The organism is Streptomyces sp. NPDC015131 (assembly GCF_043079975.1).
Classification (GTDB): Bacteria; Actinomycetota; Actinomycetes; order Streptomycetales; family Streptomycetaceae; genus Streptomyces.
Genome location: NZ_JBIBVB010000002.1, coordinates 597,862 through 609,296 on the forward strand (window position 1 = coordinate 597,862; position 11,435 = coordinate 609,296).

The 11,435-nt window shown below is 69.5% G+C and carries 18 protein-coding genes; 16 read left to right on the forward strand and 2 right to left on the reverse strand.

Annotated features, from left to right (window positions below; genetic code table 11):
* Window positions 1-3: 3 nt before the first annotated feature.
* Window positions 4-243 (reverse strand): hypothetical protein, encoded by a 240-nt coding sequence (locus ACF08D_RS08245; protein WP_392221752.1) that lies wholly within the window; start codon window positions 241-243, stop codon window positions 4-6.
* Window positions 244-479: 236 nt separating this feature from the next.
* Between ACF08D_RS08245 and ACF08D_RS08250 the strand changes: the two genes are divergently transcribed.
* From ACF08D_RS08250 to ACF08D_RS08295, 10 genes are all read left to right on the forward strand, one after another.
* Window positions 480-695, forward strand: a complete 216-nt coding sequence (locus ACF08D_RS08250; protein WP_392221753.1) for a hypothetical protein — start codon at window positions 480-482, stop codon at window positions 693-695.
* Between the two features lie 171 nt (window positions 696-866).
* Window positions 867-1,034, forward strand: a complete 168-nt coding sequence (locus tag ACF08D_RS08255) for a hypothetical protein (protein WP_392221754.1) — start codon at window positions 867-869, stop codon at window positions 1,032-1,034.
* A complete protein-coding gene (locus tag ACF08D_RS08260; protein ID WP_392221755.1) occupies window positions 1,031-1,429 on the forward strand; it encodes a hypothetical protein in 399 nt (132 codons plus the stop codon). Before ACF08D_RS08255 ends, ACF08D_RS08260 begins: the two co-directional genes overlap by 4 nt.
* A 175-nt stretch (window positions 1,430-1,604) precedes the next feature.
* Window positions 1,605-1,772, forward strand: a complete 168-nt coding sequence (locus tag ACF08D_RS08265; RefSeq protein WP_392221756.1) for a hypothetical protein — start codon at window positions 1,605-1,607, stop codon at window positions 1,770-1,772.
* A gap of 90 nt (window positions 1,773-1,862) precedes the next feature.
* A complete protein-coding gene (locus tag ACF08D_RS08270) occupies window positions 1,863-3,146 on the forward strand; it encodes a hypothetical protein (RefSeq protein ID WP_392221757.1) in 1,284 nt (427 codons plus the stop codon).
* Complete coding sequence (gene traA, locus ACF08D_RS08275) at window positions 3,146-3,670, forward strand: plasmid transfer protein TraA (RefSeq protein WP_392221758.1); 525 nt, start codon at window positions 3,146-3,148, stop codon at window positions 3,668-3,670. Before ACF08D_RS08270 ends, traA begins: the two co-directional genes overlap by 1 nt.
* A gap of 25 nt (window positions 3,671-3,695) precedes the next feature.
* A complete protein-coding gene (gene traB / locus ACF08D_RS08280) occupies window positions 3,696-5,687 on the forward strand; it encodes a plasmid transfer protein TraB (protein WP_392221759.1) in 1,992 nt (663 codons plus the stop codon).
* Window positions 5,688-5,877: 190 nt separating this feature from the next.
* A complete protein-coding gene (locus ACF08D_RS08285) occupies window positions 5,878-6,309 on the forward strand; it encodes a hypothetical protein (RefSeq protein ID WP_392221760.1) in 432 nt (143 codons plus the stop codon).
* Between the two features lie 8 nt (window positions 6,310-6,317).
* Complete coding sequence (locus ACF08D_RS08290; protein ID WP_392221761.1) at window positions 6,318-6,788, forward strand: hypothetical protein; 471 nt, start codon at window positions 6,318-6,320, stop codon at window positions 6,786-6,788.
* Window positions 6,789-6,807: 19 nt separating this feature from the next.
* Window positions 6,808-6,942, forward strand: a complete 135-nt coding sequence (locus ACF08D_RS08295; protein WP_392221762.1) for a hypothetical protein — start codon at window positions 6,808-6,810, stop codon at window positions 6,940-6,942.
* Here ACF08D_RS08295 and ACF08D_RS08300 read toward each other — a convergent pair.
* Window positions 6,939-7,139 (reverse strand): hypothetical protein, encoded by a 201-nt coding sequence (locus tag ACF08D_RS08300; protein ID WP_392221763.1) that lies wholly within the window; start codon window positions 7,137-7,139, stop codon window positions 6,939-6,941. The genes ACF08D_RS08295 and ACF08D_RS08300 overlap by 4 nt on opposite strands.
* Before the next feature lie 160 nt (window positions 7,140-7,299).
* Here ACF08D_RS08300 and ACF08D_RS08305 point away from each other — a divergent pair, with 160 nt between their 5' ends.
* The 6 genes from ACF08D_RS08305 to ACF08D_RS08330 all read left to right on the forward strand — a co-directional run bounded on the left by ACF08D_RS08305 (window position 7,300) and on the right by ACF08D_RS08330 (window position 11,220).
* Window positions 7,300-7,542 (forward strand): MerR family transcriptional regulator, encoded by a 243-nt coding sequence (locus ACF08D_RS08305; RefSeq protein ID WP_392221764.1) that lies wholly within the window; start codon window positions 7,300-7,302, stop codon window positions 7,540-7,542.
* Window positions 7,543-7,558: 16 nt separating this feature from the next.
* A complete protein-coding gene (locus ACF08D_RS08310) occupies window positions 7,559-7,798 on the forward strand; it encodes a hypothetical protein (protein WP_392221765.1) in 240 nt (79 codons plus the stop codon).
* 284 nt (window positions 7,799-8,082) lie between these two features.
* Entirely contained in the window at window positions 8,083-9,123 is a 1,041-nt protein-coding gene (locus ACF08D_RS08315) for a collagen-like protein (protein WP_392221766.1), read from the forward strand.
* 22 nt (window positions 9,124-9,145) lie between these two features.
* Entirely contained in the window at window positions 9,146-9,847 is a 702-nt protein-coding gene (locus ACF08D_RS08320) for a hypothetical protein (protein WP_392221767.1), read from the forward strand.
* Window positions 9,847-10,719 carry an NAD-dependent epimerase/dehydratase family protein gene (locus tag ACF08D_RS08325; protein WP_392221768.1) on the forward strand — a complete coding sequence of 291 codons (873 nt, stop codon included), beginning with the start codon at window positions 9,847-9,849 and terminating at the stop codon, window positions 10,717-10,719. Before ACF08D_RS08320 ends, ACF08D_RS08325 begins: the two co-directional genes overlap by 1 nt.
* Before the next feature lie 294 nt (window positions 10,720-11,013).
* Window positions 11,014-11,220, forward strand: a complete 207-nt coding sequence (locus ACF08D_RS08330; protein ID WP_392221769.1) for a hypothetical protein — start codon at window positions 11,014-11,016, stop codon at window positions 11,218-11,220.
* The last annotated feature ends 215 nt before the right edge of the window (window positions 11,221-11,435 follow it).

Sequence of the window (11,435 nt, forward strand, 5' to 3'; positions counted from 1 at the left end):
CGTTCAGCGAGCCGCTCGGGACAGCTGCTCGGCGCGCGACCCCGTGACTCCGAGCAGTCTGCCTACTCCCGCCCACGAGTGCTCTTGGTGCAGCGAGTTCGTGATGTCGGCCTTGAGCCGCTTCAGGTCCGGATCGAGGCGGCCCTCGAGGTCCTTGATTGCCTGGTACTGCGCGACGGGGTCGCTGATCTCTTCGATGGCGTTGATCAGCGTCTCGTAGGCGCTCTCCCAGGTCTCGGTCATGCCTTGAGGGTATGGCCGATTCAGCCTCTCCACAAGCAATGCTTGACGTCGATCCTGGAGGGGTCTAACGTCTTCCTCAGCGGCAAGTTCAAGCGCCGCTTGAAGGGGTCGTTCACTCCTACCGGACCCAGTCCGCGAACGGCACCACAACTGAAGACGGGCCGACGTGCTTGCGACTCCTACATCGCGCACACGCCGACCCGCCGACACCACCATGGTCTGTAGAGGAGACCGAGATGGCTGAGCAGAACCTTACCGTCGCGACCGCCGAGCGCATGATTGCCCGACACCAGGAGCTGTCGGAGACGATCGACCGGCTGTCTTCGCGAGAGTCGCACTACATGACGCCCGCCGACTGGCAGGAGCTGGACGCCGCGCAGAACGAGCGGGCCGACCTGCACTTCGCGCTGAAGCGCGCCGGCTGTCTGCACCTGATCGACAGCGCCCGATGACCGAGTCCGAGCGCCAAGCCCTGTCGGACAAGGTCCGCGACGCCAACAAGCAGTCGTCCAACCGGCCCAAGTAGGCCCCCCTAGACCGCCGCGCCCGCGGTCCCACCCCCTGCCGCGGGCGCGGCACCCCTCCCACCCCATCCGGCTTGACCACCCGAACGGAGATTCGCCATGCGCTTCACCACCCGCCTGATCGACCAGTACCTCGCCGCGATCGGCACCAACGACCGGCTGGAGGCCGCCCGTATCGAGGCCATCGCCGCCGACTACGACGCCCACAACCCGGACTCCCAGCTCCTCGCCGAGCTCGAGGCCCTCAACACCCCGCTGGCCGCGTGATGCTGCCCCGCCCCGTCGCCGACTGGCTCGCCCTCTGGCGCGACCTGCCCCACCACCCCCGGCAGGTCCTCCTGAACCGCTCCCACTTCCCGACCAGCAGCCTGATCCTGGCCCTCACCTTCCTCCTCCACGAGATCGTCAGCGCCCCGGCCACCGCGTGGATCGTGTACGCCGCCCTCGCGATCTGCGGCCCGAGCAGCCTCGTCGCCGTCACCGGACTCGCCGCCCACACCCTCTGGGACCGCGGCTGGTTGTGGACCGACCTTGACTGCGAAGCCTGCGGCGACGACGGCCCGGACGACGGCGACGACGAAGAGCCGGAGCCCGGTGACCCGGCCGGCGACGGCGGACTCGCCGTCGACCAGTACCGCAACCAGCACGTACTCGCCGCCTGAGCGGCTGCACGCCGGCTCGAACCCGAGAGGAGACCTGATGGCGCACAACCCGTGCGCAGACCACTGCCCGCAGGAGCTGGACCACGAGCAGTACTTCACCCGCGGCCTGCCCGCCCCCTGCGGGTGCACCCCGGCCGAGTAGCCCACCACCCGACCACAGACCGAAAGGCTCGCCATGCACCGCAGTGAGGAAGTCGCCGAGGCGCTCATGGCCGCCGCCGAGACCGTCCTCCGTAGGGGCGGCAGCGACGAGGAAGCCCTCGAAGCCATCCGCCAGGAGGCCAAGCGCCTCGGCCGCCTCGACCTCATCACCGCCACCCATCGCATGCGCCGCCGCCGCTGACGGTAGCCCGCGGTGCTCAGCCCCGGCTGAGCACCAAGGAGATCCGCCAGCCCCTCCACTGACCAACCCGCCCCCCGGAAGGGACGAAAAGTGAGCACCATCGAGAAGGTCAACGGCCACGCGCCGGACACCTCGCACGCCGAGTCGTGGGCGCGGGCCGGCATCGCCGACGCGGAAGCCGAGAGGGTTCGCGCCCTCACCGCCGCAGAGATCGAGGAGCGGCGCATCAAGGCCGAAGCGGAGGCTGAGGCGATTCGGATCACCGCCCACGAGGAGGCCGAGAAGCTCCGTCTCGCGAACGAGCGCGCCGCGCTGCGCTTCAAGCGGGAAGAGGCCGAACAGCTCGCCAAGATCGCCGATGCGAACCGCAAGAGGGAAGAAGCCGAACGGCTCGCCGCCGCTGAGAGGCAGGCCGCCGAGGAAGCCGCCCAGGCTAAGGCTGCAGCCGAGAAGGCAAGCGAAGCCGCAAGCGGGCTGTGGCGGAACGTCGCACTCGGGTTCTACGCCCTCTGCGCGGCGGTCGCCCTGCCCGTACAGATGGCCGCCTTCTACAAGCCTGACGCCAAGTACCTGCTCGTCGCCCCGGTCTTCATCGAAGTGATCGCGCTCGTCGCCCTTGTCGGCGCCGCAGCCGCCGTGACCGCCGGCCGCCCGCACTGGCACTACCGGCTCGTCGCCTGGGCCGGCGCCTTGACCGCAGCCACCATCAACGTCGTGCACGGGCTGGAGGCGTTCGACCCGGCAACCGCGTTCGGTACCGCGCTGGCGTCCATCGCCGGCCCCGGCATGTGGGACCTCCACGAGCACGGCCGTATCCGCCAGCGGGACGGTAAGCCGACCTGGCGGCAGCGGTGGCAGAAGCACCGCGCCGAGGTGAAGGCGTCCCGGCAGGAGGCGGCGGAGAAGGAGCGGGCGCGCGCCGAGAAGGAAGCCGCCGAGAAGGCTGCGACGGAGGCTGCGCAGAAGCTCGCCGCCCAGCGCGCCGAGCTCTTCCCGCAGGTATGGAAGCACGCCGTGAAGCTCGCTGCGGACGTCGGCGAGACGACAGTCACACAGGCCATCTGGGTGCAGGCCAAGCTCGACGTCGAAGGCGCCAAACCGGGCGAGTCGGCGGACGTCATCCGCACCCGGAACGCCGCCCAGCGACGCGTCCTCGCGGCCCGCTCCGAAGCCCCCGGAGAGAAGCCCGTCAAAGCGGCATCGCCGCAGCATGCGATCCAAGTGAAGACCCCTCGAGGCGCCTCCTCGTACAAGCCCACACCTCCCCGCCGCACCAAGGGCGACACCCCCAAGTTCCACCGTGTCGCGCGGTCTCTCGCCGCTGAGGCCAAGCGCCAGTCCATCACCTCAACCACCACCGAGCAGGAGTCCTGATGACGCACCCGCCCAAGCCCCGGCACGCCCCGAGCAACGGCAGCCCGCAAGCGCAGAAGAACATCCACAAGACCCGCGTCGGCGGGGGATTCAACCCCACCCTCCAGTTCACCGTCGCGGGCCAGCAGCCCGGCCCCAGCGCTCCCGGAACCCCAGCCGGCGGCAGCGGCAGCGGAGGGAAGATCCCGGGCTCGGACTTCATGTCGAACGAGGACATCCGGGCCTTCTGTGAGTACCTCCGCAAGCAGGCCCGCAACCGGGCCACCGAGCGGGCCATGGACGCCGACCACCTCGAAGCCGTCCTCAAGACGATCCCCGACCTCGGCGGCAGCCTCGGCGGCGCCCGGGCCCGCGCCCGACGCGTCTCCCGCTGGATGAAGAAGATCGCCGCCGCCGAGAAGAACATCCAGAAGTACGCCGCAAGCGTCTACGCCACCTTCGAGCGCGAATACGAATCCGACCTCCGCAAGATCGGCAAGGGGCGCAGCCAGCAGCGACCCACCACCAAGTTCGGCTGGCGCTAGCCCCTACCAGAAGCAGGAGAACACCGTGGCTGACAGCCTCAAGGCCGACCTGTGGAAGGCCGGCAAGCACCCCCGCATGCGGCCCTGGCTCACCGTGGCCGCGGAAGTCCCCGCCACCTTCGCCGCCCACCAGGCGTGGGGCGACTCCCCGATCGCGGCGGTCGGCCTGACCGTCGCAGCTGGCGCCCTCACCGCTGCCACCTGGTGGGCGGGAATGGGCACCAAGCCTGCCCGCCGCCTCCACGCCACCCTGTCCACTGCGGCCGGCACGTCCTACCTCGTCGTCGGCACCGTTGCCGACCCGCTCGACCCGGCCCTGCTGTCCACTCTGGTCATCGGCGGCGCTGTCGCCGCCGGATCGTGGAACATCCGCCAGGCGCTACGGGTCAACCCGGACTCCAAGGACGAGCAGAAGGCTGTTGAGACCGGAGTCCTGGTCAAGGCCATCGGCGACGCGAGGGTCGCACTGCGCGGCAAGCCGAAGATCGAGCCGAACAAGGTCACCGCGCCGCTGCAACTAGCTGCCGGCCAGGTCACCTCCGAAGACCTCGGCAACCGCACCAAGCTCATCGCCTCCGAACTGGGCGTCTCACCCACCAGCATCCGGATCGTCCCCGACCCGGACCGGGCAGACCAGGCCACCCTCATCGTCGTGCCCAGGGACGAGCTGAAGACGAGCACCACCTGGCCCGGCCCGTCCGACCCCGGCGGCAGCATCACCGGCGCCATCGTCATCGGAATCTACGAAGACGGCGAGCAGGCCATCCTCTGGTTCCCGTTCGACGAGCACACCAAGAGGAACGCCACCCACTTCCTGGCCGCCGGCATGAACGGCTCCGCCAAGTCCACCGGCATCTCGGTCGCCATGGCCGACGCCCTCACCCGCCGCGACGTCATCGTCTGGGCCGTCGACCCCTCCAAGGGCCAGCAGACGTTCGCCCCGTTCCTGCCCTACCTCGACTGGGTCGAGATGACCGAAGCAGGCGGCAACCAGATGATCGACGCCCTGACGCAGGTCATCACCGCCCGCGCCGACCACCTCGGCCGCCACGGCTACAAGAACTGGACACCCGCCGCCTTCGACGAGCTCGGCATGCCCTACATGATCGTGTGGATCGAGGAGGCCGCCAAGTTCTTCCGCAACGGCACCGAGATGGAGGGCCTCGTCATGGAGGCCCGCTCCGCCGGGATCAGCGTCATCATCAGCCTGCAGCGCCCCTCCGCGACCAGCATGCCCACCGACGTCCGCGAACAGCTCGGCGGCGTGATCTGCTTCGGCGTCAAGGGCTCCACCACCGCCGACATGGCCCTCCCCGACGACGTCCGAGACGCCGGCGCGCGCCCCGAAGCCTGGGAGAACCGCAAGCCCGGATACGCCTACCTCGTCGCCCCAGGCGTGGACGAAGACCGCTACGCCACCCCGCTGCGCACCTACCTCATCGACGACGAGCAGATCAGCGGCACCCTCGCCGTGATGCCCCGCACGCCCGTCGACCCGGTCACCGCCGCCGCTGCCGGCGAGGCATACGCAAACCGCACCCGGTACGACGCCGCACCGACCGCCACCAATCCGCAGGAGAGCAGCGTCATGAGCAGCGAGGACACGGAGCAGGCCGAGAAGGAGCTTCTGGCGAAGCAGGTCGATCGCGAGATCGAAGCCATGGTTGGCGACGACCCCGACGACGACGGGTACGTTCCCGACGTCGACGCCGAGAAGGAGATCGCCCCCGCCGCCGAGACGTGGACCTTCGGGGCGGGACCGGAGCCTGTCGAGGAGAAGAGCCCCGAGGCCGGCCTGTCCGCCCTGATGGCGATGCTCGACGAGTTCCGCAGCGAGGAGCGGGAGTTCATCGGCCCGAAGGACTTCGGCCCGTTCGGCAAGGGTGAGCGCATCGGAAGGTCCCGGGCGTGGGTGTCAGGGGCCCTCGGGGACCTGTCAGACGCCGGGATCCACCTGTCAGAAACCGATCAGCCGGGCGTGTACCGGCTGCTGTACCCGGAGATGGCGGAGGTCTGACACCCCGGGTGTCAGCACTGACACCCCCTCTGACCTGCGGTGACACCGTTCTGACACCCGAACGTCATGATCAAGCGTCAGTTTCGGGTGTCAGACCCCGCCCGGAGGGCCGATCCCTATAGGTCATGCGCGTGCGCGCGCGTGACCGCCCCTCGCTGGCACCCTCAAGCTGACACAGGAGACAAAACTCATGAAACGGGCCGAAACGGACGGGGTGCATGCCAAGATCCTCGCCGCCGCCCTCCGCACCTGGACCACCGCCGACAACGACCCCGAACCCCCCGTCGCGCGCATCGAAATCCGCTACCCGCCCGCCTGGGCCTTCGCCTCCACCAGCAACCTCACCGCCCGGCAGCAAAGCAGGCTCCTCACCTTCCTCCGCGACGACCTCGCCGAAAACCGGCCCGCCTACTCCACCCCCGAACGAGCCGCAGCAGTCATCAAGGGGCTCCTCGCCGAAGCCGCCGCCGACGGCCGCACCCGTATCACCACCGCCGACCTCGCCGAAGCCGCCCCGCGGATCGGCCGCTCCCGCAGCTGGATCGCCGCCCACATCACCCAGCTCATCGACAGCGGTCAACTCCACGAAACCCGCCGCCCCGACACCTTCCGCATCGCATAGGAGACACCATGACCCCCCTGCCCGAGCAGGCGCCCGCCGGGCAGCCCCTCACCGACGACGCAGCCGCCCTCGAAGCCAAGCGCATCATCCGCGAAGCCGTCCTGTCCTACCGCGACGACAGCCCTCTGCCGACTGTCGGCCCCACGCCGCCCGTCCCGCAGCCCGGCCGACCCCCGATGAGCCAGAAGGCCACCGACACCAGCGCCCTCATGCTCTCCGGCAGCGTCCTCACCCTCGCCACCGGAGGAGCCGCCAGCGCCGTCCTCTGGGCGAGCGGCCACGCCGACCCCGCCGTCATCGGCCTCATCGCCGCCACACCCGTAGCCGTCGCCGTCCCGATCTGGGCCCTCGCCCGGCTCGTCAAAGCCACCGCCACCGCCACCCCCGCAGAGCAGCACCACCACTACAGCGGAACCGTCCACCAGCAGACCGTCAACAGCCAGACTCGGCTGTGGGGAAAGACCACCAACAACCTGTGAACCGCGGGAGGATGGCCGGGTGATTGAGATCCTCGGCGGCATCCTGGGCCTGATCTTCATCTTGTCGATCATGTCTCCAGAGGCGCGGCGCTTCGCTGGGGCGCTCCTACTGATAGCCGCAGTCCTCGCAGTCATCGGGCTCCTCAGCGACTAGTGCAGATACTCGCCGCCGCCCCGGCGGTCTCGACCCTCTGCAGGGACCTTCTGCGCCGCCCGCGCCATCCACCGCTCCGTGCCGATCGACCGCGACGGCGCCAATGCCCGCTCAAGCCCCAGCGCCGCGCACAGCCGCGCCAGCTCCCGCTCGCACTCCTCGCGCGTATCCGCCTGCACGCTGAACACCGTCCCCATGGCGCCAGTCTGGCGGGCCGCAAGCCCTCATAGGCGGAGAATCACCCGTATGGCTTGATCTATAGCCAACTCCTATGCACAATGGCGAACAGCGCCACCAGTGCGCCCACAAACAGCCCCCGCCACCCGCGGGGGCTTTCGCATTCCCGGGAGGTGACCCGTGGAGGACACCCACCGGCAAGCCGGCGAATACGGCGAAGGCGGCATCTGGTTCACCGTCCGGCAAGCCGCCAAGTTCACCGGCCGGCGCGTCGAAACGATCTACAGCTGGGAACGCCGCGGCCTCCTCACCGACCCACGCCACGACGAATACGGCCGACGCATCTACAGCCAGCAGCAGATCGCCGAAGTCGAGAAGCAGGTCCGGCCCCGCGCCCAACGCATCCTCCGCCGCGCCGCCTGACCGAACGGAGAACGGAATGTCCACGACCGCCGAGAGTACCCGGCATCTCGGAACCGTTTGGCGTGGCCGGAACTGCTGGGAGTGGAAAGCCCTCTACACCGGGCACGCCCAGCCACTCGGCTACCGCACCTTCTGGCGCAACAAGCACTTCTGGCAGCTGCACCTCACCCCCGTTCACGTCCACCGCGACGGCGAGAAGTGGGAGCTTGGCATCTGCTTCGGCAAGCGCACGGTCTACCTGAAGTCGCACCGCTAAACCCCCAGACGGGGACGTCGTCGGCAGACGAAGGCTGTCGTCCGAAGCTGGCCAGCACCGGTTCGAATCCGGAACGGCGGCGCTCCCTGAACAACCCTTGCGGGCCCGCCGCGCCGCCTGATCGTCCTGCCGCCTTCGGCCCCCCGCTGGCAGCAGGACCCCCGCTCCGGTCCCTCACCGAGCCGGAGCGGGCCCCGCACGCCGAGGAGGAGCCGATGCCGCTTCCCGCCGGCCTGTCGACCGTCACCCTCTCCGGCGCCTTCCGGTAGCCCGACGGCACCGCCATGAAGGGCAAGATCCTTATCACGCCCGAGCCGGCGATCCTCACCTCCGCGACGCACGGAGTGCTGCTGCTCGGCACCACCGAGGTCACCCTCGATGCGGATGGGACCTTCTCCGTCGCCCTGCTCGCCACGGATGACGCCGACGTCACCCCGACCGGCTGGACGTACCGGGTACAGGAGCGCTGGTACGACGCCCCAGGCCGCTCCTACGCGCTCTCCCTGCCCGCCGCGGCACCGGCCGTCGACCTCGCCGACGTAGCGCCCACAGCGCCCGCCGCGGGCGAGTACGTTGTCGTCACCGGACCGGCAGGCCCGACAGGTCCTGCGGGGCCGACCGGGGCGACCGGGCCCGCAGGAGCCACGGGCCCAGCCGGACCCGCCGGGCCGCAAGGGCCCGCGGGCGAGGATGGGTCGAACGCGGACGCGGAGGCGTACACCGACGCAGCCGTGACCGCCCACGTGGCCGCCACCGACCCGCACGGCGACCGCGCCTGGGGCGACGCCAAGTTCGCCACCCTCACCGCCCTCGGCGTGCTCAACGAGACCGTCAGCGACCTCGACGGGTTCGTGCAGGACTGCCTCACCCGCGTAGCCGCCATCGAGCAAGGCACCGCGTGGCTCTCAGCCCTCCAGGTCGCCGGCAACGCCACCGTCTCCGGCGGCAACCTGACGATCACTGACTTCACCAAGGGGTACAGGTTCCGGCGCGACGGCGGAGCACTCGACCTCGAAGCCACCGGCGCCGACCTCATCGTCTCCAACTGGAGCGGCACCGGGTTCAACGGCACGCAGCGCTCATACCTCCGGCTCTCCGCCGACGCCCAGAACACCCAGATCGCCGGCCGAGTCGAGTACGTCGACGGGCTCTACGGGTCTACCAGGCACGTCCTCGACGGAGCGGCCAACGTCGCCGGCTTCTTCGGGGTCACCCCGGTCGGCCGGCAGACCGTCACCGGCTCCTGGGCCGACGGAACCGCCCTCCAGTCGCTCCTCGCAGCGCTCGAAGCCCTCGGTCTCATCCAAGACGACACCACTGCGTGACCGCACGACAGGAGCCCGCGCCATGGCCGACGACCTGCTGATGATCGTGCCCACACGCGGGCGCCCCGGCAGTATCCCCGAGATCATGAAAGCATGGGACCAGACCGGCGCCACCGCGGACATCCTCTTCGCCGTCGACACCGATGATCCCGAGCTGACCGCCTACAAGAAGCACCAGGCGGCATTCAAGGACGACGACCGAGTCCGCTTCACCTTCGGCAAGCGCCGACGCCTCGTCGGCACCCTCAACCAGCAGGCCGTCAAGCATGCCAAGAGCTACCGGTTCCTCGCGTTCATGGGCGACGACCACCGGCCCCGCTCTCACGGCTGGGACGCCCGCTTCCGTGAATGCCTGTCCGGCGGCCCCGGCGTCGTCTACGGCAACGACCTGCTGCAGGGCGAGAAGATGGCCACCGCCGTCGCCATGACCTCCGACATCGTCACCACCCTCGGCTACATGGCGCCGCCCACGTTCGTGCACCTGTGCGTCGACCTCGTCTGGCTCGACTGGGGACGCGGTATGGGACGCATCACCTACCTGCACGATCTCATCCTCGAGCACCTCCACCCGGCGGCCGGCAAGGCGCAGACGGACGCCGTGTACGAGGAGTGCAACAGCCGGGAGCAGGTCGGGGCCGACGGCGCCGCCTACTACGCCTACCGCGACGAAGGCGGCCTAGAAGCCGACCTCGTCAAGCTGCGGAAGCTCGTCGAGGAGGCGTGATGCAGGTCCTCCTCACCGGGCACCGCGGGTTCATCGGCCGTCACCTCCATGCCGCCATGGTTGACCGCGGTTGGGGCGTCACTGGCATCGAACTGGCCGACCCGTACCGCTACGACGCCCTCGACTTCTTCCGTGAGGACAACCGCCGCTATGACCTCGCCGTCCACTGTGCAGCGATCGTTGGCGGCCGGGCCAGCATCGACGGCTCCCCGCTCGGCGTCGCCACGAATCTCGCCCTCGACTCGTGGTACATGCGGTGGCTCGTGCGCTCCGGGACCCCGCGGGCCGTGTACTTCAGCTCCTCGGCCGCCTACCCGGTCGCCCTCCAGCAGCCCGGTCCCGTTCGGCGACTGTCCGAGACGGACATCGACTACGAGCAGCCCGGGCGGCCCGACGCGACCTACGGGCTGGCCAAGTTGGCCGGCGAGCAGCTCTGCCAGTACGCCGTCGCTGAGGGCGTCCACATGATCGCGCTCCGGCCGTTCTCCGGCTACGGTGGAGACCAGGACGAGACCTACCCGTTCCCGGCGTTCATCCGTCGCGCGCGCGAGCGGCAGGATCCCTTCGAGATCTGGGGAAGCGGCGACTCCACCCGCGACTGGATCCACATCGACGACCTCGTGGCAGCCACACTGAAGGCCGTCGACCAAGGCATCACCGGCCCAGTGAACCTCGGCTGGGGCAGGGCCACGTCCTTCGACGAGCTGGCCACCCTGGTAACCACGCACGCCGGCTACCAGCCCGAGCTGAAGCACCTCAAGACCGCGCCGCAAGGCGTACACCACAGGGTGTGCGACCCCACTCGGATGCTCGACTTCTACGTGCCCAAGGTGACCCTCGAGGAGGGCATTCAAAGGGCGCTGGCGGCATGAGCGGCGGCTGGCGAGGATCTGACCGAGTCAAGCGGCTGCCGCCCGGCTGGCGAAAGATCCGGGCCCGGATCCTGGAACGCGACCCCGTCTGCAAGATCTGCAACGTCCGGCCGTCCGCGTTCTGCGACCACATCGAAGCCAAGGCCGACGATCACAGCGACGCCGGCCTGCAGGGTGTCTGCGGTCCCTGTCACGACCAGAAGAGCAGCCGTGAGGGGAACGCCGCCCAGCGCCAGAACCCCAGGCCCGGAAGGCAGCGGCCACCCGAGCAGCACCCGGGGTTGAGGTGACACAGTGCCGGCGTACCTGATCACCCACGCTGAGAACCGTCGCGGCGACATGCTCGTCGAGGATGCCGAGCTGACGCTCACCTTCAGCGGCAACTGGGCGATCTTCAGCGACAGTCAAGGGCCAAGCTTCGCGATACCCGCAGAGCAAGCAAGCTGCATCGAGCGGGTAGACGAACCTCAGGAGCAGGAGCCCGCGCCGCAGAGAGGGTGATCTGCCGTGGCCAGGAGCAAGGGCGGTAACGCCTCGGCGCTCAGGCGGTACTGGGGAAGCGGGGCCGGCGCGGCACGCATCAGGTGGGGCTCGCCCGGTGACTGGACCAGGTGCAACCGGCAGCTGTCCAAGTACCTGGGTCCGCGGGCCAAGGGCTACTGCGCGCGCATGCATCGTGAGCGCACGGGTGTGTGGCCAGGGAGCAGGGCCAACGC